The 25,908-nt window shown below is 40.0% G+C and carries 23 protein-coding genes and 1 tRNA gene; 1 reads left to right on the top strand and 23 read right to left on the bottom strand.

The window, feature by feature from the left end:
- Window positions 1–387: 387 nt before the first annotated feature.
- The 14 genes from H8S63_RS03325 to H8S63_RS03260 form a co-directional block, all read right to left on the bottom strand.
- The gene (locus H8S63_RS03325) at window positions 388–1,323 is read right to left on the bottom strand and encodes a LysM domain-containing protein (RefSeq protein ID WP_186925720.1); all 936 of its coding nucleotides are present in this window, start codon (window positions 1,321–1,323) and stop codon (window positions 388–390) included.
- An 89-nt stretch (window positions 1,324–1,412) separates the two neighbouring features.
- Entirely contained in the window at window positions 1,413–2,018 is a 606-nt protein-coding gene (locus H8S63_RS03320; RefSeq protein ID WP_240058706.1) for a hypothetical protein, read from the bottom strand.
- Window positions 2,019–2,058: 40 nt separating this feature from the next.
- Window positions 2,059–2,706, bottom strand: a complete 648-nt coding sequence (locus H8S63_RS03315; protein WP_147331563.1) for a hypothetical protein — start codon at window positions 2,704–2,706, stop codon at window positions 2,059–2,061.
- Between the two features lie 6 nt (window positions 2,707–2,712).
- Window positions 2,713–3,189 (bottom strand): hypothetical protein, encoded by a 477-nt coding sequence (locus tag H8S63_RS03310; RefSeq protein ID WP_013618436.1) that lies wholly within the window; start codon window positions 3,187–3,189, stop codon window positions 2,713–2,715.
- Window positions 3,190–3,200: 11 nt separating this feature from the next.
- Window positions 3,201–4,076 (bottom strand): TIGR02594 family protein, encoded by an 876-nt coding sequence (locus tag H8S63_RS19835; RefSeq protein ID WP_013618437.1) that lies wholly within the window; start codon window positions 4,074–4,076, stop codon window positions 3,201–3,203.
- A gap of 15 nt (window positions 4,077–4,091) precedes the next feature.
- A complete protein-coding gene (tssD, locus tag H8S63_RS03300; protein ID WP_149965221.1) occupies window positions 4,092–4,817 on the bottom strand; it encodes a type VI secretion system tube protein TssD in 726 nt (241 codons plus the stop codon).
- Between the two features lie 133 nt (window positions 4,818–4,950).
- Window positions 4,951–5,670: a hypothetical protein gene (locus H8S63_RS03295; RefSeq protein WP_149965220.1), complete on the bottom strand. Its 720-nt coding sequence runs from the start codon at window positions 5,668–5,670 to the stop codon at window positions 4,951–4,953.
- Window positions 5,671–5,675: 5 nt separating this feature from the next.
- Window positions 5,676–6,596, bottom strand: coding sequence for a relaxase/mobilization nuclease domain-containing protein (locus tag H8S63_RS03290; protein WP_013618440.1), 921 nt, complete (start codon window positions 6,594–6,596; stop codon window positions 5,676–5,678).
- Window positions 6,562–6,945: a MobC family plasmid mobilization relaxosome protein gene (locus H8S63_RS03285; RefSeq protein ID WP_013618441.1), complete on the bottom strand. Its 384-nt coding sequence runs from the start codon at window positions 6,943–6,945 to the stop codon at window positions 6,562–6,564. Before H8S63_RS03285 ends, H8S63_RS03290 begins: the two co-directional genes overlap by 35 nt.
- 145 nt (window positions 6,946–7,090) lie before the next feature.
- Window positions 7,091–8,056 (bottom strand): toprim domain-containing protein, encoded by a 966-nt coding sequence (locus H8S63_RS03280; RefSeq protein ID WP_055293697.1) that lies wholly within the window; start codon window positions 8,054–8,056, stop codon window positions 7,091–7,093.
- 163 nt (window positions 8,057–8,219) lie between these two features.
- Window positions 8,220–9,293, bottom strand: a complete 1,074-nt coding sequence (locus H8S63_RS03275) for an AAA family ATPase (RefSeq protein WP_055293699.1) — start codon at window positions 9,291–9,293, stop codon at window positions 8,220–8,222.
- Window positions 9,294–9,298: 5 nt separating this feature from the next.
- Window positions 9,299–9,586, bottom strand: coding sequence for a helix-turn-helix domain-containing protein (locus H8S63_RS03270; RefSeq protein ID WP_055293700.1), 288 nt, complete (start codon window positions 9,584–9,586; stop codon window positions 9,299–9,301).
- A 125-nt stretch (window positions 9,587–9,711) separates the two neighbouring features.
- A complete protein-coding gene (locus tag H8S63_RS03265) occupies window positions 9,712–10,626 on the bottom strand; it encodes a hypothetical protein (protein ID WP_055293702.1) in 915 nt (304 codons plus the stop codon).
- 236 nt (window positions 10,627–10,862) lie between these two features.
- Window positions 10,863–10,946 (bottom strand) — tRNA-Leu (locus H8S63_RS03260).
- Between the two features lie 162 nt (window positions 10,947–11,108).
- Between H8S63_RS03260 and H8S63_RS03255 the strand changes: the two genes are divergently transcribed.
- Complete coding sequence (locus H8S63_RS03255; protein WP_186925719.1) at window positions 11,109–12,191, top strand: mannose-1-phosphate guanylyltransferase; 1,083 nt, start codon at window positions 11,109–11,111, stop codon at window positions 12,189–12,191.
- A 107-nt stretch (window positions 12,192–12,298) separates the two neighbouring features.
- Here the strand turns inward: H8S63_RS03255 and H8S63_RS03250 are convergent, their stop codons facing one another.
- From H8S63_RS03250 to H8S63_RS03210, 9 genes are read right to left on the bottom strand one after another with little or no spacing between them, the layout of a single operon-like run.
- A complete protein-coding gene (locus H8S63_RS03250; protein WP_229102150.1) occupies window positions 12,299–15,328 on the bottom strand; it encodes a hypothetical protein in 3,030 nt (1,009 codons plus the stop codon).
- A 22-nt stretch (window positions 15,329–15,350) separates the two neighbouring features.
- Window positions 15,351–17,684 carry a hypothetical protein gene (locus tag H8S63_RS03245; protein WP_055279411.1) on the bottom strand — a complete coding sequence of 778 codons (2,334 nt, stop codon included), beginning with the start codon at window positions 17,682–17,684 and terminating at the stop codon, window positions 15,351–15,353.
- A gap of 21 nt (window positions 17,685–17,705) precedes the next feature.
- Window positions 17,706–18,272, bottom strand: a complete 567-nt coding sequence (locus H8S63_RS03240; protein ID WP_007756596.1) for a DUF3575 domain-containing protein — start codon at window positions 18,270–18,272, stop codon at window positions 17,706–17,708.
- Between the two features lie 7 nt (window positions 18,273–18,279).
- Window positions 18,280–19,338 carry a fimbrillin family protein gene (locus H8S63_RS03235; RefSeq protein ID WP_007756595.1) on the bottom strand — a complete coding sequence of 353 codons (1,059 nt, stop codon included), beginning with the start codon at window positions 19,336–19,338 and terminating at the stop codon, window positions 18,280–18,282.
- Window positions 19,339–19,355: 17 nt separating this feature from the next.
- Window positions 19,356–20,447 carry a fimbrillin family protein gene (locus H8S63_RS03230; protein ID WP_255467624.1) on the bottom strand — a complete coding sequence of 364 codons (1,092 nt, stop codon included), beginning with the start codon at window positions 20,445–20,447 and terminating at the stop codon, window positions 19,356–19,358.
- Between the two features lie 9 nt (window positions 20,448–20,456).
- Entirely contained in the window at window positions 20,457–21,740 is a 1,284-nt protein-coding gene (locus H8S63_RS03225; protein ID WP_186925716.1) for a fimbrillin family protein, read from the bottom strand.
- Between the two features lie 44 nt (window positions 21,741–21,784).
- On the bottom strand, window positions 21,785–23,158 hold the full coding sequence (locus H8S63_RS03220; protein ID WP_229102153.1) for a hypothetical protein: 1,374 nt from the start codon (window positions 23,156–23,158) through the stop codon (window positions 21,785–21,787).
- 4 nt (window positions 23,159–23,162) lie between these two features.
- Window positions 23,163–24,518, bottom strand: a complete 1,356-nt coding sequence (locus H8S63_RS03215; protein ID WP_186925715.1) for a hypothetical protein — start codon at window positions 24,516–24,518, stop codon at window positions 23,163–23,165.
- Window positions 24,518–25,636, bottom strand: coding sequence for a DUF3575 domain-containing protein (locus H8S63_RS03210; RefSeq protein ID WP_229102154.1), 1,119 nt, complete (start codon window positions 25,634–25,636; stop codon window positions 24,518–24,520). Before H8S63_RS03210 ends, H8S63_RS03215 begins: the two co-directional genes overlap by 1 nt.
- Window positions 25,637–25,908: the final 272 nt, after the last annotated feature.

Genomic DNA, 25,908 nt, shown 5'->3' with positions numbered 1-25,908 from the left:
TTTACTCCATAGCCAAATAATATATTTGCCTATACTTTCCAGTCCTACAATATCAATCATTATTATCGTTTTTGAATATTCATTCCATAATTCGTTTTAGAAACAAACCGACCATTCATCGGTTTTCCGTTGGTCTCATAGGTCTTTGGTCAGTCTGAATAATGTATATCCTATTATGATGAATAATATTCCTACAATAATGCCAACTATCCAGAATAGTTTTATTGGATATTGAAATATAATATCTTCATATTTTATCTTTTTTTTCTGTGTATGATTATGCCAAATCCAAACTAAGAATTTCCCAATATGATAATATATACCTGGTGCACTCATTATTACTTATTGCTTTTGTTGTTTAATGTATCTATTGAAGTTTCATACCACTTAAAAATGTTCTTCTGAGGTATCATTCCAAAAGTTGAAAGTTTCTACCATGTCAATAAATGATTTACCTTCTCCACTCATTTTGAAACGTTGTTTAGCCTGCTGAAACATTTTTCCAGCCTCTTTTTGCCATCCGTGTCCTTTAGGCTTATAAAGATTTTGTTTATACATTGGAGATTTGACATAAGCATTATAGCCATTAAGACCACTTGTTATTTGACTGCAAGGTCCTAAAATTCTTAGTGCTCCTCCAATGAATGCAGTGGGAGCAAAGTCCATGAATGCTTGAGTTCTTTCTTGTGGTGTTTGAGAAAAACCTCCAAGTGTATGTCCTGTAATCCAAATTACAGGGGCATTAACCCCATCATAAAAGAATTTTGTGAATAACCTTAGCCCTTCTCCTAAAATGTTTGAAGAAGGAGAGTTTATGTCCATCTCAAAAGCTGCTAATCCTTTCAATTCTTTAATTTCACCATGGTAGACCTGTTCTGGTATATCTATAATTCTTCTTTCCGTTATGTCAATTATTAATAATCTTTGTCCTGTGGATATAGAATACTCACTTGACAGATCATTCCATCTTTTTAATTCCTCAACAGTAACGTCAAACATTTCTGCAATATATGCTAAGGTATCTCCTTCACAAACGACATACCTTGCGCATCCGTTTTTGTCAAACAGCCCTCTAAGGCTTTTTTTTATCATTTCCTTTGAGGTATCAATGCATTGGATTTGAACAATGTTAGGTATGCATATCTGGTATGATGGTATATTGTCGTTTATATCCATGACCGTTCCCTCCGTGTCCTCATAATAATTCTGATATTGCACAAAAGCATACCCTTCTCCTATGACAAATCCGGTATATGGGATTCCTTTTGCTTTATAATCCAGAAAATCGTCTCTGCTTATAAAAATATTATTGTATTGGCTCATAGATGGATATAATTAGAATTATGGTGTATTATTTCAAACGAATCTAATAAATTATTCGCAAATATCAAATAATTTTAGGTATTTTCTTACTATTTATTGTTATCAACCAAATGCAAGCTAAAACATCCCCCCCAGTCCATATATGATACTTCTAAACACTTTCCCTTTGTATTGCAAAACTTATATAGAAAATTGTTATGTTTTTTTTCAAATTTCTCCGATTCTATTTTATTCAGAGAGCATCTTAATACATTAACACTTAATTCATCAAAAGTACCAAGATAAACAGCACAACTGTCTGTATAAGATTTCATCTGCAAATCACAGTTGTTTCTTTCTAACAAAAACAAACTGACAAATAAGAACTTATCTGTTTTATCATGGTGCTTTTTAAAATACAATAAATCACTTGTCCCATTAGTATAAACTGATCCATCTGAATAACTTGCAGATTCTTCGTTCGTTATAAAAGAATTGACAGGATATTTACTATTATTCAATTCTTCTAATATCGAATGCAAGAGCATTTCATTATCAACAAAATTATTTATCAAGTAGGTGCAGCAACTATCTACACCTACATTATATATCTTAATATTATTGGTCGTTTGGATATTTTTTTCAATGACAACAAATCCAATAAGCACAATTGCAATTATAATAAATAATCGTTTTCGCATTTTACCTTGTTTCATAATATACATTCTATACACAATTCAACTCAGTATCAAGTTATTATGGAATTATATATTTATTAAAAAACAATTGGTCTGAATCTCTACTGTGTTTATCAAACATTGGAACAGGAACAGATAGTGTACCATAAATAGGAGCTAAATAACCAAGAAAAAACAGCCTAAAATAAAGTATATTATAATGTTGTAGCCTCTCTATGGATTCATTATCATTTTGGAATAAAGCAATATAATCATATCTATTAGTTTTTTTACTTGGATATATATAAATACTCTCAAGAACAGAATCTTTTCCTATTTCTAAAATAGACTGATAGCCTTTTCTTTCTATAAAAGGAGATAAAAAAGCTATTTTTGGAGCACGAGAAAAATCCTCCAATTTTTTATCTGAATTAAATTCTAATACATATACTGGATAATTTTTGTTATATGGTATTATACTATGAATTTCATCAGCATTAACTTGTCTAAATGAAAGCGGGATAATACGTGGTATTTGACATGTTCGATAATAGTTGTAAAGTTCATTTGCTGAATACAATAAAACTATCAAAACAACAATAATCCATAAGAAATGATATTTTCTTGTTTTAACTACATACCCAATAATACAAATAGAAGTAATACCAACAATCAAAAGACTAAATATAAGATATAAAATGCCCATATCCTTGACTAAATTTGCCAAAGCACATCACCTACTTTTACATTTTGATAATGCTTTGATTGAATGTAATGGACAATATTTATTTGGAAACACCTCATCAGCTACCTCTACATTAACCTTAGTGTACTCTTTATTAAATCTGAAAGAAAGAAAAATTTCTTCACTTTCATATAAATACTCTATAACAAGGTACATCTCACCATCTTCATTGAAATCCATTTCTGAGCCATAATCAGATGAGTATTTATTTTCAGCTACACCATTTACTCTCTTAATTTCATTTTTTAACTTATTATACGAGGTTAGTTCAAAATCAATTTTTATATCGTCTATTCGCTGAAAAACAAGAGTTTGACTTAATGTATCACAATTATAACAAAAAACTAATGTGTCTTTTGTTTTAGATTTTATATTCGTACTATCAATATTCAGGCAATTAGCATAAAATGGCATGAATATAAAGCCTAATATTGTCATGCTTATGTATAAAATAAATTTGCTCATAAAAATGATTATTATCGCGTTGATGAAACATCCAAACTTCTTCCTTTAAGATGATATTTAGGAAGATTATAATCAGGTGTAAACCCAATTGGATATCTATATGACTTCACTAATTTTGAAGAATTTGGAGATAAAGTAACAGCATCCCCTTGATTCCCTCCTAATAAGATAATTCGATGGTCGTCATTGATTCCTGCCACAAATCCAACATGAGAATAATTCATAATTGCTATTGCCCCATAAGCTGGTTTATTTAATTCTATTCCATAATGCAACCAAGAATATGCTAATGCGTTATTTGTCCCCACAATTCCAACTTGATATAAACACCAATTAACAAAACTGGAACACCAAGGTATCTCATCTTTATCAAAATTTGAATTAGTAACACTATGATATTCTATAATTCTTTCATTATGTTTCTTCCCTCTTACTTCTTGAACACCTAATTCTCCGATAGCAATATCCATCCAAGGAATTTTGTTGATTATTGGCATAGAAGCGATTATAGGAGTTTCTTGAAAATACCCAAATCCATTCGAAATGCCACAACATAGTTTTATTTCTTTTTGGGACAATAAACTCTTATAATCATAAGACTGTTTTAAACAAACTTCTAAATAATTTTGCATTTGGAAAAAATAAGCAGGAATTATATTTTTCAACATATCTAAGAATATTACCTCTTCAAAGTCCTCCTGTTTTAAAAATATCTTTAATAGGACATTGTAAGCCCAATATTCTTCAATATATAATCTTACCGTAGAGCCAAAATACCCTTTGTCTATTTTATTACCATCCTCATCTGCCCAATATGCTTTTAAATGAACTTTATTTAAAGTAGCACTTTTTTCTGAGTCTTTATAAAGACCAATAACCTTAACCATATAAAAATCCTCCAATTATAACAATTTTACATTTTTCACTTCTACTATACCTCTTGAATCAACGACACCTGAAAACCGTTTGAAAGTGCCATCATCAAATTCAAGTATAAAATTAACCTTATCACCTTCAGTTGCATGTTTTACTACAGCACATAAGGTAGCTATACCATTATGAGGAAATTCATTTATTCTTTGATGAGAATTTGCATCTTTCCAATAAACTTCAACAATTTCACCTACTGAACCCTCTTCTAAAACACGAGTAATTACTTTAAAGTTTTCTTCCTCCTTATATTCCTCCCACCAAAAGCCGTAAGTCGTGCTGACTCTCCTGTCCATTCTAACGGTTCTGTTTATATCCAACCGTGTAGGAGATATGAGGAAACGAGTAATCATAGGAGCATTTCCCTCCGCACTCATACTCTCCTCGTGAAAATAAAGGTACGCTTCATCAAAAGCGATTTCACGAAACATCATGTCATCCTTGGTATGAATTATCCGTCCGAACACAGGTATGGGTTCAGACCTTAAAAAGAAACTTTGAAGCGGTCTGTCCATATCGGCAAGCAGCATTTCCAATACATCATTACTGCTATCAGATTCCATCTCTACATAGATGTCTCCACCCAATATCCCAGTAGTAGGTCTACCTTTCCAATCAATGTTACGACAAAAGCCATATTCATACCTTAATATATTATGCTTGTAACTATTTATTTCTAAGGTTATTTCAGAATTCATACTCTTTACTTTTATATGTTTAACATCATCAATCCCAAATATATAAAAAATCAGGAAGAATGATATTATCTGAGCGGATTATCTCTGTTTATCTGTTCAAGAACATAAATATCTTTCTTCCTGATTATCAGTATTAACGGTTCTTCATCTTGTCAGCTTCCTTTTTCAACTGCTCGGCTTGTTCGTTGAGCAGTCTTGCACGCTCCAACGCTTCCGCCTGTTTCCGCAAGCGGTATTCAAAATCAATCACCGAATCCGTCAGGCTTCGGATAAAACGCTCATTTCTCTGCCATTTGAAATTGTTCTCCAGCAAATCAAGGGTCGTTCCATCTGCCTGTCCCTGCATCAGTAAATAGCGATATTTTATATCGTTGTCCTGTAACTGTTGTATTCGTGTAACCAAACGAATGTTCAAACATATGGAAGCGGAACAGAGAACCAGCACTGCCGAAAAGATAAACAATCCCGGACGAATCCAAGAAGTAACCTTGTTGTAAATCCGTTGATAAAACGGTAAGGGAATTACACTTTCTTTCTCTGTCCTGTAAGCGTTCAATGTATCAACCATTGTTTTGAAACAACGATAGGTTTCCAATGATATTTTCTTGGTGTCCTCAATATGCTGCTGCTGACCTTGTATCCTGTTCCGTACATCGTCAAGCTGACTTTGAATAGTCTGCAACTTCTCCACAGGAACAGCCGGGTTATTGTGCAGCCTCGACAATGCCTGTTCAATCGCTCCAAACCGTTCGAGAGTTTCCTCCCGACTGGCTGGGGTTATTTGTGCTTCCTGCTTCTCTTTCAGTTCAGTAACCATTGAGAGAAGCCCCTCTAAAATCAGATTATCGTCCATTCCGTTTACAATTTAAGTTGTCTTTTCTTTTTCTTCTTCTTTTTTAAGTAAGGATTATAAGGGTCTTCATTTGTCGGATTCGGAGAAAACAAGCCCCCACAACCTGAAAACAAAGATGTACCGCCGTTCTCCCGGACTGGAGCCTGTTCCCGGACTAGTGCACCAACTTGTTGCCCATTATGTTCAGCGACGGTTACCAACCCCGTATCTCCGAAAAATCCGTCCAATTTGGAGAAACTGAAACTGCGGTCTATCTCTGAACCCTTGAACGTATATTCTCCTTTGGTAAAGGATATGCCCTGTATCTCATCACTCTTTCCCTTATGCTTGAATTGGATGGTGATGTCCTTTTCCGCCAACCGCTTTTGTAGCTGCTGCCAGTTCCTGGATTTTCCGATTTCATTCTTCACAGCCGTGTAAATCTCGTATTTCGACTTGTCCGGCTCTTTCAATCGGTGTTGCTTTACCTGCTCCTTGCCACCTGCGAAATAAAGCCCGTGCTTGGCTTTTAGCTTCTTGCATACCTGCTCATTGCGGTACATATCGTTTCTGTCCGATATGGTCTTGCCGTTGTTGTCTATGCGGTTAAACACGATATGCACATGAGGGTGTTCCCTGTCCTGATGGCGCACGATGATGTACTGCGTATCGGTGATTTTCATTTCACGCATATACTCCTGTGCAAGCTGTACCATTTTCTCATCCGTCAGATTGGGCGCATCCACTACCGAATAGCTTAGCGCAATATGTCCGACCGGCTTTTTCAGACCGGGATTCATCCCTGCCTGTGTGCAGAAACTGCGGATTATATCTCCCCGGCTTTCCGTCAGTACCCCGTCCGCATGAAGCAAAGCCGCCTGTTCCTTGCCCAGCACATAGTTTACACACCCCTTAAAACCGCTTCCCTTTTTTATTTTTCCAATCATCGGACAACTGGTTTATGATTTCGACAATCCCGTTTTTGAGTTTTACCAACTCCACCGCTACAAGCGCAAACCCTCCTGCGTTTGCCCGATGTGCCAACTGGTTGAGGTTGTTGGCTTCTCCTGCCAGCTTGCGGATGGTGTCCGCATCCTGCCTGTTCAGACGTGGAACGACCTCTGCCGTAATAATAGCCTGCCGGACATATTCGCTGACCTTTACTCCGGCTTCTCCGGCTCGCCTTTTGACTGCGTAGTATTGCAGTTTTGTCAGCTTCGTACTGACTACCCTGTTCTGTCTTTCCAGTGTCTTTTTTACCGGGCGCCCCCCCGGCTTATCCTTTATCTCTGTCATACTTTTTCGTTTTAGATGATGTCTTAAAAATTGCGACCAACGGGAGAAATCTTCTTTGCGGTGAGCAAAGCAAGGTGGTTTCGGTCTACCGAAACATAACCTTGCTCTCCCTATGAAACCGCCTGCCGCTGGCAATCCTGCCGGACTAAATGCCCCTGCCCCTTTTCTGTCTTGGGGCGGCACGTTGTCCGGTTTCCTGCTTTATCTCCTGCGCTTGGCTGGTGCTGTTCTTCTGTTCCTGCTTCCTGCCGCACAGGTAATCGTTCAAGTCCGAATAACCCCTGTAATTATCCGAGAAGTCACGCACACGGTAGGTATATTCCAACGTAATAGCCTGTGTCGCCTTATACCCCGTCTCGTCATTGTCAAGCATACAGTGGATGCGTTCATACGGGTACAGCACGTCAATGGCTTTCGGCACATTGACAGTAGAGTTGAGTATGACATAATCCTGCCTGTCAAGGTCGGGCATGGTCGGGCAGTTCTTCATCCGGAGCGTGAGGAAAGAAAGATAGTCCATAAAACCCTCGAATACCAAACACTTCTCTCTCGGCTCTCCCTGCTGCCGTATATGGGTGATGTCTTTCGGGGCGATGCAGCCTTTGAAAAAGGAATTGCGAACCTCGTAACCTCCTGCCATGTTCGGGAAACCGATAGCAAAGAACGGTCTGCCGTTATTGGTAAAATGGAGTTCCTTACATTCTCTTTTTGCCAGCTCGACATTGATACCCCGTCCCTGCAAGTAACGGAGCAATGCCGGATGGGTAAGGTCACGGACTTCCAAATGTTGGAAACTCGGTTCTGTCCTACGCTGGGGAAAAGAAAAACTGACCGGGCGGACGTGCGGTGTCTGTTCCGCTATCCGGTTTAAAAGGTATGGCAGGCTGTCGGAGCAATAGAGTTCCTTTGCCAATGCGATGATGTTGCCGCCCTTGCCTGCGCCAAAGTCATACCAAAGGTTGCGGTCAGTATTCACCTTGAAAGACGGTTCGTGTTCCTCCCTTAACGGTGATTTGTACCATAAGCCGTTGCCCTGCTGCTTGACAGGAGAGTAGCCTAAACTGTGCAGATAGTCTGCGATGGGTATTTGTTTCACATCTTCGATATTCATAACATTTTCTTTTTTGGGGATTAAAAAATAGTTGAAAAGTGCGCCAGTCCTGTTTAGTCCGTTATATATATACCCGTACCATACTAAACCTGCTTGTTTCGATACTGGGAAATAGTAAGTCCATTCCTCTTGTATATACACCCGGACTAAACCAAACTGACTTTTAATAATGGAAATCGGGATTATAGCGGTAGCCCTTGCCCTCTTTCACAATCATGCGCTTGTTCACAAGGAACTTGTTAAGTGACACAAGGACATTGCGTCCACGCTCGTAACCGATACTCGCATAACCCTGTTTCAATGCCGCTATGACATTGGAATAGCCTTGTACCACCTGCTTGCCGAAACCGTTCTCCAACGCTTCCCGGTGTTGCTGTTCGGTCAGTTCCGTAAGCGGAAAGTTCCTGTCCTGCTTAGGTTGTTGGAATACATAACCGTCCACGATTTCGGGCAAAGCGTTGTCATTGATACGGAATGCGAACGGGTCAAACTCCCGGTCACGTATGTGCATCGCCTTTACCTCGCTTATGTTGCCGTCCTGCTGGCTTTTCGTGATTTGCAGGACGGTTTCAGCCTTGTTGTTCAGTTCCGTACCGATATGCCCCCTTGTGTTGTCATCCCCCTTGTTCAAATGCAGTACGGTATGGATATGCAGGTTATATCCGCTTGACCAGCGCATCAAGAGGTTGATTAGGTCGGTTGATTCGCTGGGGCTGTTGATGTCATACATCAAGTCACGGATTCCGTCAATGATGAGTAACCCCACATCGGGCATATTTTCAAGCATATAGCCGATAATCTGTTTCCGCTTGTCGGGGGTCTGCTCCCTTAGCACGATGAAAACAAAATCGTCCCTGTCCTTGTCGGTAGGCAATCCGGCAAGGCGCAAAATACGCTCCATGACCTTATGGCAATGGTATTTGCTCTGCTCGGTATCTACATAGAGGATTTTCCGCTTGTTCGGTGGCAGGTATGCCGAATACTTCAGTACCTCGTCATTCTTCAACGCTGCCGCAACGATAGCGGAAATGTTGAATGTCTTTTTGCTCTTGGCTTTACCCGTGGATGCACTGAAATTACCCAGCGTGCCAATGGTAGAGCCGTTCACCCAGAGTATTTCGGGCGGCACTTCGTAAGTGTCCGTCACCTTTAGATGAATGGTTTTCCAAAGGGCTGCGAAATCCTCTTTCTGCATGGTGATGTCCTGCCCGGCTTCTGTCGCTTTTCTATTTTCCATAGCCGTTATTTCTTTAGAGGACGGTTAAGGATATACTTCTGCGCTTCCTGCTCTATCTGCGCCTGCGTCTTGACCGGGTTCTGACGTAACCATGCTTCCAACTCCGCTTTCTCAAAATAAAGCATTTTGCCCTGCGGCTTGTAATGGGGTATCAAGTTACCCGAAGTCAGCTTGTACAGGTAACTTTTAGAAAGGTTCAAGAACCTGCTCGCTTCATCGAAGCTAAGCACGTTCTTTGAAAGGAACAACATCTTTTCGAGTTCGGAAACTCTTAACTCTAAATCTCTTTCCATATTGTTTAGGAATTTAGGTGAAACAATATGAAGGTGCGCACCCTCGTTTTTTTTGTTAACGGGGGCAAAGTTAAGAGCTTGAAAATGAAATCTAATTGACCTTTGTTTGAGCGTTCAATCTATGCTCAACCTTTTTTCAGTTGTTCGATGTATTTGTCTATGATTTCATATCCTTTCGGATAGATGTTTTTTGCTTGGTCTGTCGCACTCGACAGGTCAGTACGTGTAAGCGGTTCTCCTTTTATCTTTCCCAGTATCAGTTTATTGTTTGCTATGACAGACTGCCATTCATAAACAATATAATTATAGCAGCCAAGCTGCATCATAAGGTAGGCAAACAAACGTGTATTATTAACTTTCAGAACACCGTCAAGTTTACAGTTGAAAAAATCGGTAAGTATTCTTGCATTTATTGTGGTAGTAAAAACATGAGCTTCATTGATACAGTCAGTAAGCAGACTGATTTCCTTTTGGGTAAGTACGGATTTAAAAGGATTACTTTTACCTACAATCTTAACTGGTTTATTTTCCGTACTCGCTTCTTTTTCTTTTGGCAAGGTCTGTTCTTGTGCTTGGATGGCAACTGTATCTATATAGTATTCGCTTTCCTGTTCTTGAAGATGGTTCAAATACTTAGAAAGTACGACAAAATTAATAATGATGGAAAAGTAAGGAAGCTGTTCATCATAACAGAATGGCTCACGTAAATATGCATCCATATCGAAATCAGAACACCGGAAACTAATATACTTTCTTTTTTCATCAGAGTTCAAATCCTCAAAGAAACTGCTTTCCCATAAAAAATCGGGAATATCCATATCCAGTACAATATATTGCAGTACACGATATTTTTGTTGAATAGCTACAATATCCTCGGTCACACGAAAAATTTCTTGCCGCAAATAATCCTTTAGCTGGGCTTGCGTCAAATACTCACGTTTTAAAAATAGTGCATCTACTTTAGTTTTATAGTCATGCGCTATACAACTATCTAATATCTTCTGTATTTCTCTGAAATTGGTTTCTATATGATTTTCCATAATCGTGTGCCTTTAAACGTTCTTACTACAAATATAAGGTAAGAATCTCACTTTTCCCGAAAACATCGGCAATAATAAGGAAGAAAAGACAGGATAAGAGTTAAGAAATTATAAAGATACAGGGAGAAAAATTATAAAAGTACACCTTTTCTTTGTATTCGTCATTCAGTACACATTTAGTACGCCCTATAAAAGCAGAAAACCCTGATAATCAGGCGATTATCAGAGTTTATTCGTACCCAGACCCGGGGTCGAACCGGGATGGAAGTGAATCCACTGGTGTTTGAGACCAGCGCGTCTACCGATTCCGCCATCTGGGCATACTTGATTTCTCAATTGCGGTGCAAAGATACGACATTATTTTGAATCTGCAATAGTTTGGTAGGAAAAAAGAGAAAAAAATAATAAAACATATCTCAAACACTTCTATATTCAGAGAATAAGCCGTACATTAGCAGAAACTTTTAAATAGAGTCTCTGTTATGACAAACAAGGATAATTATTGCGTGATTATGGGTGGCGGTATTGGAAGCCGCTTCTGGCCGTTTAGCCGCAAAACATTGCCTAAACAATTCTTAGATTTCTTCGGAACCGGTCGTTCACTCTTACAACAAACGTTTGACCGTTTCCAAAAGGTAATACCAACAGAAAATATTCTTATCGTTACCAATGCAATGTATGCAGACTTAGTTAAAAAGCAGCTACCCGAAGTAAACGAAAAACAAATACTGCTAGAACCAGCACGAAGAAATACTGCTCCATGCATAGCTTGGGCCTCCTATCACATCAGGGCACTGAATCCAAATGCCAATATAGTAGTGGCCCCCTCAGACCACCTTATTTTAAAGGAAGATGAATTTCTTGCCGCTATCGAAAAAGGACTGGATTTTGTCTCACACTCTGAAAAGCTACTGACACTAGGAATTAAGCCTAATCGACCGGAAACCGGATACGGATATATACAAATTGCCGAGCCTGCCGGAGATAACTTCTACAAAGTAAAAACATTCACCGAGAAACCAGAACTGGAATTAGCTAAAGTATTTGTAGAAAGTGGAGAATTTTATTGGAATTCCGGACTGTTCATGTGGAATGTAAATAGCATTATCAAAGCGAGTGAATCCTTATTGCCCGAGCTGACTTCTAAACTGGCGCCCGGAAAGGAAATTTATGCCACTGATGGAGAAAAAGCATTTATTGAAGAAAATTTCCCAGCATGCCCTAATGTGTCCATCGATTTCGGCATTATGGAGAAAGCAGATAATGTATATGTATCATTAGGAGATTTTGGTTGGTCTGATCTTGGAACTTGGGGATCACTTTATGATTTATCAGACAGAGACCAAGAAGGTAACGTCAGTTTAAAATGTTATTCACTTTTATATAACAGCAAAGACAATATGGTAGTATTACCGAAAGGAAAACTCGCTGTAATTGACGGATTGGAAGGATACCTGATAGCGGAATCCGAAAACGTCTTACTTATTTGCCGTAAAGACGAAGAACATTCCATCCGCAAATATGTCAATGACGCCCAAATTCAATTGGGCGATGACTATATTTAATAAACAAGGCAACTTCTTCATTACGAATTAGTTGCCTTATATTCTATATTTAAGGAATATCCCTAAAAAAGCTTGCAATATTTGAGTACACGTTATACTCTCATAAATCAAAATCTGTAAGAGGTTCCCACCGAGAATGACGCATGAACAGGAGTCAAATCTCCACCCGACCATATATCTTTAGTGTATAGTCGCAAACGAGGTTCGGCAAAAACACCGAATCCCTTAAGCAGTTTATAATAAAAATGTACACCGCCCTCCGCACCGATATTCGTTTTATTAGGCTCTTTTCCGAATGACAACACAGGACCTGCAAACAACTCGACACCAAATTTACGGTCCGGATTATAACCTCCCATAAAATGAGTCACATCAAAGAGATAATCTGCCGATAAACTAATCAACTTACGGGCATCCGATCCATTCTTTCCCGGCAAAGCAACATAATCCAAGCCTATCCGTGCACCGGAACAAGGGAAGAACTGCCGTCCCCCAGACACTCCTATTAAAACTCCAAGACCAGAACCGTCATCTAGTTTCACCCGATGAATAGGCATATTTCCACCTACATTCCATGAGGCAAAATAATAAGGCTCGAATTCACTTCTGCGAGCAGCCAGCTCTTTCAACGTCTTACCACCTGCACGACGGAATTCCAGTCCGACCTGCACACTCATCACATTATCTGCCGTAGAGATGCGAGGCCCCACATAATTATCAATAACGTTGACATCTCTGTAATAATAAGGAATACGAGAGAAACGAGGTTCTATAAATAATGCCGTATGATCGGAGAAGTAATATTTACATTGCAGCCCTGCCGTCACACCGGCATATGCAGCACCTGCCGCACTAACCTTTATATTTTCATTTTGCCTCCGTACCTTACCTAGTTCCAGACCTAACATCGGAACAATTCCCCAACGTTGTTCATTATCATGCTGCCAGAAAGAAAGAAGATTCAACATACTCTCTATCCGGACTCCTCCTTGCATCGTTCGCTTGTCAGCAAGAGTTCCATCTTCACGCGCAGCCTGCCCCCAACTACTTATACCTGCAAAACCGGAGAAACGTAATCCCCAGAAAGGTAGAAACCATTTACCGGCAGATACACTCATAGTAGGCCCTACCGAAGCTAAAGCCCCCATAGAACGTCCCGAGCCACTCAGGAACTGAAAGCCGACCCCTCCACTGATGAAAGTATTTCCCCAGAATGTTCCATCACCAAAACCGCTTTCTAACAATCTCTTACGATAAGAAGGGCTGAATCGATACGAAGTACCCACCGCAAAAGAGAGCTGTAAAGGAGTTCCCTTACCCTCACGCGAATTGATATAACGTTGCGTATACAGTCGCAATTTAGACTCAGCAAAAACATCAAATTGCTCACCTAGCCTCCAATAAGGACGTACACCGCCTTCTCCTCCCAAATAGGTCTTTCCCGGTTCAAAGCGATGGGTAATGACCGGACCGGCAAAAACTTCCGTACCAAACTTACGTTCCGGATCATAACCGATTACCCAATTGGATATATCAAACATATAATCCAAAGAAAGGCTCGTAAAAGTGTAACGGTCAACCTTAGCATCCGCCAAACGGGTAGCCGCATTGTTGAAGTCAAGTCCTAAACGGAATCCGGAAAGCGGACTAAACTGCCGTCCGACCGCAGCTCCGGTAATGAAACCCGGACGGCGTGAAGTAGGCCGGTTCAACTGTTGCGGCATTGTCATGCCGACAGCATAAGAAGTATAATAATAAGGAGTAAAATCTCCCCTAAGTTTGGCTAACTGCTGCCATTGCGGACGAGTAGGACGACGCAATTCGACCCCTACACTAATATTCATCAGCTTATCCATAAAAGAATACTCATTCACTTTTCCGGAAATCGTCTTCTCTGTAAAGGTATAAGGTACGAAGGACATACGTGGTTCTACGAAGAAAGCCAAGTTCTCTATCGGATAATACTTAAACTGTACTCCACCTGTCCATCCCGTATATGTTTTAGAAATAACCTCCTGCTCATCCTGTTTCTTCATCATCCCCAACTCGACACCGAACATCGGGACAACTCCCCACCGCATAGAACGCGCTTCTTTCTTGAACAACACAAAAGGATTCAACATCACTTCTGCCCGTCCGCCTCCATACAGAGTCATTCTGTCCATACCTGCCTTTTGATTCTCTTTCCACGCATCATACGATCCGAATGCAGATAAGCGGAAACCAAACAGATCCAAAAACCATTTACCTACGGACACATTAAAAACAGGTCCTGTAGAGCCCAGCAGTCCTTGTTCCCTGGCCAATGAGGAATTTTGCGCTTGAAGTCCCATAGCCGCACTGATGAAAGTATTGTCCAAGAAGTTCTCCTCTCCTGCTTCCGTACTTCCACGCTGCTTGAAGGTACCTAAACGATAATTCATCCCCACACGGGCATTAAATCCCAGATCATATCCGTGCCAGTTATTTTCTCCGGAGATATCGATATTATCGGTATAAAAGGAGATTGCCGGTTCTACAAACACGTCCAGACGCGTGCCGGTGGCCAACTTCATCTGTAAACCTAGATGGAAATCGCCCGCTCTTTTTTTCTCTCCAGCCAAAGAAGCGAGATGTACACCCAACCCTTCAACCGTAGAAATCTCGAACATACGATAAGGATTATATCCGGCAAAAGCCGTACTAAGATTGAATATATGATCTATACCGAACGAATAATTGCTCCATTTTTCATTATCACTCTGGCGACTGGCGCTTTGCCATGTTCCATAGAGTCGCATTCCGTTTTTAGAAGAAAAGAATTTAGTTGCAGACAGTCCGATTTCCGGTCCGCCGGAAAGATTCATATCCCCTTGTGGAATAATACGGTTGTAACCACCCCAAAAACCGAAGAAGAAGTTATCAAGAAACTTTTTATTGTTGAACTCCATCCCTTTAGGCTGATAACGTTTCTGCATTGAATACTTCATTGCATTGAACTTCACACGATAGGCTGTATCGGCCTGGCTTCTTCGTTGCATTGCGGAATCCTGAGCAGCTGCTGCATCTCGCATCTTTGCAATGGAATCTTGCTGCTGGGCAAGTACACCGCCCGCAAATATTCCACAACAAATACACGTCAATATATATCTTTTCATCACCATTATTTATCTATTTAAGCTATTCATTTCCTCCCGTAGTCATTGCATCTTCATACCCCATCTTAGCATATTTGAAACAGTCTTCACTGATATCTCCATCCCATTCGGCTATTGAGATATAACTGCTGTCCTTCTTGAAACAGTTTGTCAACGCCTCTTCTGCCTGCATGGCATAAAAGTCTCCTTTACGACAATATAACACCGCTTTCAGATACATCGTCTTCGGATCGTCTGCGGGTAAATCCTCCAATGCTTTCTCCGCTTTTTCATTCCATGCGTGTGTCTTCATCGCCAGACACATCACGACATTATTAAGAGGAGAACTATTCTTGACCAATTCAAATGTTTCCAGACGACGGGCTATTTCCGCATCATTCAATCCGCTGGTCACTTTATAATATCCTCCCAAGCAGAACGCAAATGCCTTTATCTTCTTGTTCTTCTCATTGTCGGGCAGCAATTGCGCCAGACGACTGGCCTCCGAAAAATCTCCCTTCTTCAAATACATGGCAAGTTGATTGGCTACCACCTCCTCAACATTATCAATACCAATCACACGTCCGTCAAACGTACGCTCCACATTACAGCCTCTCACTGAGAAATCAATTAACGGCTTCAATACTTCCGTATCCACCGTATCGCGTTTCAAGTAAGCCACCGCTAAATTATTAGCAGCCAGCACCCACGGTTTTCCACCCGTCAATTCTTGAGAATAGTGATATGCACGGCGATACAGCTCCTCCAATTCCTTAGGATCTTTCACCATATTGAATAAGTGCCAGTATTCATACAAAGCAAAGTTCTTTTTTCCCGAATGATAATCAGGATCATTCCGGTAACGATTCAATATTTCCTCCTTCGTCAAGGCACGATAAATTTCTGCGGTATATTCGCACTTCATTGAACGCAATTTGGGAAGATGGCTTTTTATAATAGTACTATAATATGGTAAAGCAGCTACTTGCCGAAATTGCTGGTCTTGGTTCTTCGGGTATTTCTCTACAATTTCGCGAATAGCGGCAGCCTCCGCAGGCAGCGTATCTTGCTCCAGCAAATCCGCTACCTCCAACCAAGTAGCAACTCGCGAATCATTAGGTGTATAAGTATACAAACGTTGCATCGTATGAGCCGGAATAACAGAGTACACCAACGAACGTGCATACGCCAGACGACGTTGCGACAAAGCCATATTAGACGCATAAGAACCTTCCGGTGACGAAACGCTATACAAATGAAGCTCTTTCAAAGTAGAACTTTCGCCATTTACCACCTCCAACAGTTTCGCTTTCAGTTTATTCAACTGTACTTCATTATTAGGATCTTCAGGATCCAATTCCGCCTTCCCCAGTAAGAAGCTCAAAGAAATGTCTTCCACACCGGTACGGCGTTCAACTTTCGGTTTTTCCTCATATTTCTTAGGGTCCAGTTCATACTGGTCGAGCGAATATTCGAGGAAACGTAACGGACGTCTGGGGCTACGGGTAGAGAGCTCCAACAAGCGTTCGTAATAAGGACGCGTATAATCTTCCATCTGCATAAGAGCCAGCACTTGGAAGTTATCTTGCGCATTGGATAGTTTGATTGTATCATTCCACATATAGGAAGCCTTCTCCGCTGAGAGGGGTTCGTTTTCAATGATAAAAGCGTCCAGCGAATCCCGGGTTATATCATATCCCATACGACGGTCCTGAGTCAGATAATATTGCGAACCATCGTATACACGAGGCAGACGATACATTTCAACTTTCTTTCCTTTACTATTATTTATCACGTATGGCTGTACGATCATTCGGGCATTGTCCTTTCCAATACGTGGAGGAACTGCAACTTTCGCTCCGTTCAAAATAATCATATCTCCATACTGATCAGGCGTTTCGGGCATGGACGTAACCTCCGTACGTTGCCCCACAACGGTTACCTGACTAATCATGTGTCCCATATCTACATACGTAGTAATCTCCCGTCGACCACTGATTGCTTCAAATACAGCGGGCGCCGTACTTACTTTGATAACCAATGAACCGGTCTCCGGTAAAGTAATCTGATAAGCTCCCGTCGCATCGGGTACTTCGTACATGGCTGAAAGGGTCAAACTGATGTTGTCTTTGTTCAGTGCCGCTTCCATATCCTTTCCTTCTTGAACGGTATTGAAATAATAAATCTTTATGTCACCAATAGAAGAAATATCAAACGGGACAGGTTTGCGTTTCTTCTCGGATGCTTCTTTGTCCAAAATACGTCCCATCACTAATTTGGGGGCTTGCGCATTCAACTGAACACAAGTAGCTAAATAACATATCAATAGAAAAGCTATTCTCATAGCTCCGTTCACCCTTATCAAATTTACTTTCATATCTACAATCTCACTTTCTAACTATCTAATAATATAAGAAATAGAAACCGCTAACTTGGCTGGAAACAATTTATATCCATGCGCATTCGTCTTTCCCGGATTATTTATCAGATAATCCTCAAAATTATCATTCTCATAGTATTGTTGGTGCCAGAAACAAACGGCTCCGAAACCTGCCGAAAATTCAAGGTTCAAGCGTTTTCCCAATACCATTGAATATCCCATCGTTATACCAATACCTATGGCATCTCCATCGTAAATATGTTTTCCCAGATGCATATCATAGCTCGCACCTAAAGCGGATATACCGATGTATTCACGCACCATAGGACGTCCGTTAAACCAATATCGATACTCCGGCTGTACTCCGATAAGCTTGATATCTGTCCCCCAAGGTTTGTATCCTCCATAGAAACTTAAATCAACACTGGAGCGTTCTCCCACTACAAGTTCACATCCTAAGTTAGGCACTCCTGCCAAAAGTGACAAGCCATTGGTTTTCACTGCTATTTGCTGGGCGCACATCTCTTGTGCTCCAGCTCCAAGCAGCAAAATAAAGAAGAACAGATATTTTACGATTCGTGTCATGTCGTTATTATAACTTTACATCTTTATCAATAGTCGTATTGCTATCCCATGAATTTACATCGACTGCAGATGAGATGGATGCATCTTTTGGCAAGAATTTAACATTCATATTTGTTATTTCTCCTTGCCGTACCGGAATTGTATAACCGGAATATTGATCATAAATAGTATATTTCTTAACCTCTCCAGCTCCGCTTCTCATAACACAAGTCACTTCTTTTATCAGCGTCTGAGTATGAGGAAACATAAAACGAGCTGCCGGTTCACCTGGTATATTCCATGCGACAGAACCATCCACGACTTTATATGTAGAAGTAAATTGCTCTGTTGTAAATGACATACTTCCATTGGCAATTGCCATCCAACCTTTTTTACCGGAAATACAAGTTATTGTAACAGACTCTACAGTATAATTCTTATTAAGAACAGCCATACTCGTCGTATAGAACTTAAAATCCACTCTACCAAAGGCATGTTGAAACTCCAAAGTAATTGGATTGAGTCCCCATTCTGAATATCGAACGAATTTTTCACCTGTATAAAGATAGTCTATTGTATTAGCCATATTGTCAGTATCTAGTTGCCATGGAACAGCCCACTGAGAAGCTCCGGCAATTTCACGATATTCCGCCTTGTCCGTATAAGGATAATACCCATACAAATATAAAGCAGGATTTGCTCGTGATGGATATGTAGCCTGAAATTCCGATTGTAATTCGTCATACCCAGAAACATAGGTATATCGACCATTAAACAAATATTTTTGAAAATCGGATTCAAATTTACAATCACGCAAATTACATGATTCATTCTTCCCTCCATCAACTCCCGGTATTCCATAAATTCCAATTTGAGAGTTGTTCTCAAAAGAGCTCAATGGCGCACGAGTCGAACTCCTAGTAGGATCAACGTCAACCACGATAGACGAAAGAACATCGGAGCTGAATTTCAATTCAGCCCCTCCATTCATTATATCATCAGATTGAGGTGTACCCTCATCATTATCTTTACTACAAGATGTCAGTAAAAATAATATAACCGATACACCTAATATCCATTTATTCATAAACACTTTTTTAATGTTTAATTGACCTCTTGAGTTATATCCTCTCCGGTTTCCCACTTACCCAATGTAGCATGAACCTGGACTATCTGTAATCCATACACTGTCAAAGTGACTTTATATTGGGTATTAGGAGCGAAATCGACTTTACTGTTAATTTTCACAATACCCTTTTCTGGTTTTCCAGTAGGAGTGTTATTCTCGTCGAGGGCTACCAAAGTAACTTCCAACTCATATTCTTTTGTTTTTGAAGGCATTAACAGCACTGTTCCCAATGCTTTTTCTTGACCAAGTTCAGGAACAACAATCGTATCAAAAGAAGGAGTATCTCCATTATACAAAGACAACTCACCTGTTGCACCAGACTCTGTCAAGGTTCCAGCACCATCTCCCACAACTGTTAAATTAGCCGCAGTAGGAACATTCAAGACTTTTATATCTTGAACAGCAACAGGGACAGGTTTTCCTCCCCCTTCAATTCCTTTTTGAACTACAAAGTTTAATCTAGTCAAGCAATGTTGAAATTTCAAATCAGGAACAGGTGCGTCAACCACTTTACGAAAATATAATGCATTATAACCTGAGTATGTAACACCATCGACCATCTTATCTTCACAAACTGCACTTCCCCACATAATATCAGTCTTACCATCAATTGTATATGGACAAGAAATCGACCTCCTAGCAGCAACAGCAGTTCTAACGACCGGATAACAAGAATAGAAACTATAATTAACTTTAGAACTCATCGGATAGTAATAAGGGCCATTATCAAAAGTCACATCTCCACCACTTGCAACCGTAGCAGTCACAGGATCAGTTTGCCCAAATATATGAGAACTAACCAAGTTCCATTCTGCAGTTTCTGAACGATCTACTCCCCAAATTCCAATTTGTTCACCGTTCCAGGTATCCCCAAGAGCTGCTCTAGTATTATTATACTGTTGCACTGCACTCACCGTAGTTGCCTTTCCGAAAGCTATTTCGACTTCACTATTATCTACCGGTTCTACTGGAGTATTATTTCCTTCTTTTTCGTCAAAACCTTCACCACTTGAACAGCCTGCGAAAACAGCGACCATTGCCATTACATATAAAAGATTCTTTTTCATATTCATTACTTATTTTACATCATTTGAAAAATCATTATCAGGATCGAACACAATACTTCCTCCATCTTTCCATTCGCCCAATTTAGCAGTAAGAGTTATCTCAGTTAAGCCATGTACCTGAATAGTTACATCGTAAGATTTAGAAGCTTCAAATATTGTGGGAGTCGGTTCACCTTTAGGAGGAGCAACTTTAGCAATGTCCAAATTCAACTTATAAGTATTTTCACGTTGAGTTAAATCTGTTATTATCTTACCATTTTTATTATAATATTGTACAACATCCACTTCAAGGGCATACGATGTTACACCCGGTTCAACCAACAAAGCTTCTCCTACGGGAGTCGCATTTGCAGCACCAGTTGCAGACGCATGGTATTTTCCGATAGTACCTTTGAAATCTTTTATATCCTCAGTCAGGTCAGCCTCTGTGAAAGTAATGTCTGCGTCCAATGCCTGCATAACACCTTGCATATTTCTCTCTTTCAGATATAAGAAAGGGAGAGTCTCCGGTGTAAATTGGTCAAAAACAGCCCCCTTATCAGTATCTGTTACATAAGCAAAAACCAATTTACCTGTATTTCTTGATTTAACACGAATACTCTTTACATATACATTTTCCGGACCTTGATCGCCCATACCTTGTATATTAAAAGTTAAACGAGTCAATAAGTGTTCAAATGTCATTGCTGGTTGATATCCTTTACGAGCAGTATATGCACTATATGCTTTATACTTGTCATCGCCAAGTGCAGCCTCCTGTTCTGTTGACAATTTTGCTTTAGCAATCATAAGATCCTGAGAGCCATCAATTGTAAAGTTTGCATATAATGTATTTGTTCCTGTTTCATAAGTTGGATTTTCTCCCAATGCATCATCTGCATAGTAACCAAAGAAATCATAAGCACCACTACGAGGGAAATATAAAGTCTGATCATTTTCCCATTTAACTACGGTTTCATTGTCACTGGCAGCAATACCAATCTTATCAAAAAAAGTCTTATCACCTGTAATTTTATCACCATAAGTTTCACCAGTAATTGCGTCTTTTTGGAATGCAAAAATATGCAATCTTTGACCACTCCAAACATTAGCGTCACCTTTCCCACCAACAGTACCTGCACTTCTTGTCGAAGCCTCAACAGAAGCTGAAGGAGCCACAGCCGACAATAGAATAGGAGCTGCATCAGTACCTCCATTTACAGAATCATCTTGAGGTAAACCATCATTCTCACCCTGTGAACAAGACGCCAACACTCCGGCTGTCATCATTGCATAAAGAAGAAATCGTTTCATAAATAATACAATTTAAATTAATAAATATATTTGAATTTCACATTTTATTTATCTTCAAATTCCCCATCCGGATCTAATATAGTTTCTCCACCCGGTGTCCATTCACCGATTTCAACATTAGGTTTAATATCAGATAAACTATTAATTGTTAAATAGATTACATACGCACCACCTGCTACAAAACCAGCTCCTCCACCAGGCTCCAAATCAACATCTACAAATCCATGTCCCGGGTCACTCGACTTATCTTCATCCAAAAAGATACGTGCCGAATAAGTAGTAGCAGGCGCTAATAACAAGCTGGCACCGCTATTATCATTCTCATCTTCTTTTCCTAAAAAAGAAGGCTTCTTTTTATCTTCCGCACTTAACTCTGAATACTTCTTGCAGTCAATTACCCGACACCATCCGTCACTCCCTATCTCCTCACCATTCTTTTTCAACAAGTACAGATAGTCTTCACTATTCGCATAAGCCTCCTCCGACGCGTAGTCTTCTCTATTAAAAGATAGCCCTACATGAGGTTTTCCTGCATCATCCGCATCTATATCATTGACAGCAACGGTAAAACGTCCCCGAACTTTAGATTTTACACTAACCTTTTTTACAACCAAACTTTCATTGATAGAAGGTACACTTCCTCCCTCCTCCGGACGGCAGATTACAAATCGCAGACGCACCAAATGGTGCTGAAAACTAAACACTGGATTCAAACCATGACTAGCAGAATAGGCGCTATATGCACGGTCCATGATTTTTTGTTTATAGGGATTATTTGCATATTTATCTTCCTGCAATTTAGGATTGGCCACAGAAGACATAAAATCCCTACGCCCATCCAACTCTACATCATAATAAATACGATTCTTCTCCCGAACGCATTGAAGTTGTGTTAAATCCAAATCATCCAGATAATAAGCAAAGAAGTTATACGGCCAATCCGTATGCTTCATATTATAGTAAATATCCTGTGAGCCTGTTTTATCATCAGGAAAGAATGGCATTAAGTTCGAATTATCAACCTTTACCCGAACCTCTTTCCCATGGCTGGAGGATTGTCCCCCATCTTCCGAAAGTCTGTTTGCATCCAATAAACAAATGTCTTCATTTGCCTCACTCCAACGAACAGACAAATCGGTTTCTACATTCTTATTAAATGCATAAACGTAGAACTTCGCATTCTTCCAAAATTCTAAATTTGTTCCACTCTCGACAGCTCCACTTCCACGCGTCAATATATCAAAGCTCGATACACCAAAACCTAAAACGATAGGAATATTCTCCGTCAAAGGTGCATCGTCATCTTCCGGTAACTCGCCCACATACGTACCTCTGGAACAACCGCACAGTAGCAACATACAAAGTCCTACCCACAAGACCTGTCTTACGCCTATATATGTTTGACCTCTTTCCATCATACTTTTATATATCCACATGAATCTCATTCGTTACATCGTCCCAGCCTATTACTCCATCACTACCTGCTCCACCTTGTGCACCGGAAGGAGTGATACGTAAATGGACATCAATAGTCAATTCACCGCTATCTTTCAGTCTCCTTCGCTCATTCACCTGTCCGGTTTCTTCGGTCAAGCCTAATTCCTTGATCTTTCTGGAAAGATTGGCTATACCGTTAGAAATAAATTCTTTTGTTCCGGTCTTCACTGAAAGAGCCAGACAGCAAACTCCCGGTCCCATAATCGCATAATTATCCATACCACCGACTAAACCGAACACATCCATAGAGGCAGTACATTTCAAGGTGGTGCATTTCTTGCCACTTTCTTCCGTTATAGTTTCTCCTGTAGTAGGAACAGGCACTTTCACAATCACCCTTTTCAAAGATGAAGTATTCAACAATCCGGTAGAAAGAGAAATTTCCGGCACAATCCCAGACATTTCGACAAAAATATATTTGATATCTTCCGGTTTCAGCTGTTGTTTATCTTCACCCTCTCCATCCTCTACCAAGTCCAGGTAAAAGTTAATATCAATATGCTGAGTTAAAGAGGTGAAATTGAATGGTTGTTCATAATTATTCCCCGCATTCAGTTCCAGATAATCACAACGGGAAATGATTAATCTACGACCTGCCTCCCATACATGTTCAATGCCGGGATTCAAATCCTTCCATGTATCATGAACAATATCCGTAACACTCTCTAATGCATGATGACGCATTTTTACTTCTTTCATGTGAACAGCATCGTTTTCCTTGAATTCATCCAAATTATGCAATTCAACTCTCGTATCTTTCACTTCCTCCATGACGATATTATCATTCATGTCTTTTACAACATTCCCGTCCTCATCCTTTTTCTCTTTCTTCACCATCGGATATGCCGGATCAGTAAAAGCCATCATCACGTATTCACCTCCAGGAAGCTTGATATCAGGCTGATACTCACTCTGAGGTTCGGACTGGTCATCGGGAGTCGTGATGTCGGTATTGTCGCGAGTGGTTGAGCCATCACCCAAAGTTTCAGTATTTCCGTCATCAGGAGTTATTGCCGTTTCTTCTTTGCTCTTCTCCACTTTAAAGTTTCCATCTTTATCTGTCTGATAAACTATATGGCGTGTATTCAGGATACGAGTAGCTACAAAATATAGTTTCTCAGGCGTTTCATCGGCAGATAAGCCCAGTTCATTCCAATTATATGTAACCGAGAACCCGTCCACCACGTGCGGATGTGTAGTTTCATCACACAGATCTACCTTTGTACAACCGACCAAAAGCAAGGAAACCAATAGAATTTGATATATAACAGTCACTTTCATTACGCTTCACCTCCCTCATTAGTCGTTAGTGGCACGATTCCCTGATCTTTCAAAGATTGTGGTTCGACGGCCTGCGGTTCAGGCGAGTCAGACTTAGCAGGCTGTTTCTCCTGAGCAGGTTGCTGTTCCTCCGTTGATTGTTGTATATCAGGTGTTTCCACTACTTTCCCAGCTTGTTTCTTCTCTTCCTTTAAATTTTTCTTCTCCAACTTTTTCACTTGTTCCAAAGAATCTTTCATCAACTTATCTTGTCTCTTAAGTGAGTCCTTTATCTGATCCAAAGCTTCTTTTGCCAATCGTATAGAGTCTTTCTGCAACTCTTTCAGATGTTTCGCCCTATCCCGTGCTTCACTAATAGAATCACGCCTCAATTGCTTTTGACGCTTAGCTTCCGCACGCGCATTTATCTTATCATAATCAATTAGTTTATACTTGTTCTTGACAGAAGTAGAGAAACGATAAACAAAAGCTACCCGCAAATCACTGACAACCGGGAAAGGAACTAAATGACCTCCCTTGCTTTTTTCTGGTAAGCGAGGATAACAATTACTCTCAGCATCATGCTTATACGCATCATATTTAGTATATACAAATCCGACACTGGCACCTAACTCCAAATCAATGAAGTTCTGGCGATAACCATATAAAGGAATACTGAATCCACCGGATACACCCAAACCGTAAGCAGAACCTTGCATTCCTGTCGAACCAAATTTAAAATTATAATTAGCAACGTCAGCATACACCCCCCAATAATAGGCACGCCAATAACGAGGATGGAAACGTTTAATAGTGAACACTTCCTCTTTCATCCGTTGAAAGAAAGAAGCAGAATCCAGATGATGGAAGTTACGTTGAGTAGTACGGAAATATTTCCGGAACTCCATACGGGCATCAACCAGATTATATACAATGCTAGGTTTATAATTTTGAGAAGTATTCCAGTTGCCTTTGATACCGAGACTTAATGTGTAGTGTTTATAAGGAGAGCCGAACAAATCGAATTCGGCAGTAACATTAGGTAACAATACAAGCCACTCGACAGCATTTGTTTTAAATGCCCATCGAGATTTAAAAGGCATGATGGAATCCTTATTTTCCACTGCCTTCTTACGCATAGAAGATTGAGCATAGCATTCTACCCCTAAAAAGGAAAAGAATAAAAACAACACACAAAATAGTAGTTTTATTCTAGAAATATGCCAAATCTTTTTGTGCTTACATATAAACGACACCGGCTTTCCTTGTACAAGGAAAGCACTATGCCCTTCGCCCTCATTTCCCATAACCTGCGTCTTACGCGTTTATTTTTGCTTATTTGTTCTACATTGTTCCCTAATACAATGCTAATCAGCAGCAAAAGTAGATTAAATATTACAAGATAACAAAT

The sequence above is a fragment of the Bacteroides sp. NSJ-39 genome (genome assembly GCF_014287315.1).
GTDB classification, from domain to species: Bacteria; Bacteroidota; Bacteroidia; order Bacteroidales; family Bacteroidaceae; genus Bacteroides; species Bacteroides finegoldii.
The sequence above is the reverse complement of the archived record's forward strand: the minus strand, read 5'-3'. Positions and strand labels throughout refer to the sequence as shown.

Coding starts and splice junctions, on each gene's coding strand:
- H8S63_RS03265 (WP_055293702.1), bottom strand. CDS start 10,626: ATGGAAAATCATATAGAAACCAATTTCAGAGAAATACAGAAGATATTA.
- H8S63_RS03235 (WP_007756595.1), bottom strand. CDS start 19,338: ATGAATAAATGGATATTAGGTGTATCGGTTATATTATTTTTACTGACA.
- H8S63_RS03220 (WP_229102153.1), bottom strand. CDS start 23,158: ATGATGGAAAGAGGTCAAACATATATAGGCGTAAGACAGGTCTTGTGG.
- H8S63_RS03280 (WP_055293697.1), bottom strand. CDS start 8,056: ATGAATATCGAAGATGTGAAACAAATACCCATCGCAGACTATCTGCAC.
- H8S63_RS19835 (WP_013618437.1), bottom strand. CDS start 4,076: ATGGTTAAGGTTATTGGTCTTTATAAAGACTCAGAAAAAAGTGCTACT.
- H8S63_RS03225 (WP_186925716.1), bottom strand. CDS start 21,740: ATGAAACGATTTCTTCTTTATGCAATGATGACAGCCGGAGTGTTGGCG.
- H8S63_RS03310 (WP_013618436.1), bottom strand. CDS start 3,189: ATGAGCAAATTTATTTTATACATAAGCATGACAATATTAGGCTTTATA.
- tssD (WP_149965221.1), bottom strand. CDS start 4,817: ATGAATTCTGAAATAACCTTAGAAATAAATAGTTACAAGCATAATATA.
- H8S63_RS03230 (WP_255467624.1), bottom strand. CDS start 20,447: ATGAAAAAGAATCTTTTATATGTAATGGCAATGGTCGCTGTTTTCGCA.
- H8S63_RS03270 (WP_055293700.1), bottom strand. CDS start 9,586: ATGGAAAGAGATTTAGAGTTAAGAGTTTCCGAACTCGAAAAGATGTTG.
- H8S63_RS03240 (WP_007756596.1), bottom strand. CDS start 18,272: ATGACACGAATCGTAAAATATCTGTTCTTCTTTATTTTGCTGCTTGGA.
- H8S63_RS03295 (WP_149965220.1), bottom strand. CDS start 5,670: ATGGACGATAATCTGATTTTAGAGGGGCTTCTCTCAATGGTTACTGAA.
- H8S63_RS03275 (WP_055293699.1), bottom strand. CDS start 9,293: ATGGAAAATAGAAAAGCGACAGAAGCCGGGCAGGACATCACCATGCAG.
- H8S63_RS03210 (WP_229102154.1), bottom strand. CDS start 25,636: ATGCGTAAGAAGGCAGTGGAAAATAAGGATTCCATCATGCCTTTTAAA.
- H8S63_RS03320 (WP_240058706.1), bottom strand. CDS start 2,018: ATGAAACAAGGTAAAATGCGAAAACGATTATTTATTATAATTGCAATT.
- H8S63_RS03255 (WP_186925719.1), top strand. CDS start 11,109: ATGACAAACAAGGATAATTATTGCGTGATTATGGGTGGCGGTATTGGA.
- H8S63_RS03245 (WP_055279411.1), bottom strand. CDS start 17,684: ATGAAAGTAAATTTGATAAGGGTGAACGGAGCTATGAGAATAGCTTTT.
- H8S63_RS03285 (WP_013618441.1), bottom strand. CDS start 6,945: ATGACAGAGATAAAGGATAAGCCGGGGGGGCGCCCGGTAAAAAAGACA.
- H8S63_RS03250 (WP_229102150.1), bottom strand. CDS start 15,328: ATGAAAAGATATATATTGACGTGTATTTGTTGTGGAATATTTGCGGGC.
- H8S63_RS03215 (WP_186925715.1), bottom strand. CDS start 24,518: ATGAAAGTGACTGTTATATATCAAATTCTATTGGTTTCCTTGCTTTTG.
- H8S63_RS03325 (WP_186925720.1), bottom strand. CDS start 1,323: ATGAGCCAATACAATAATATTTTTATAAGCAGAGACGATTTTCTGGAT.
- H8S63_RS03290 (WP_013618440.1), bottom strand. CDS start 6,596: ATGATTGGAAAAATAAAAAAGGGAAGCGGTTTTAAGGGGTGTGTAAAC.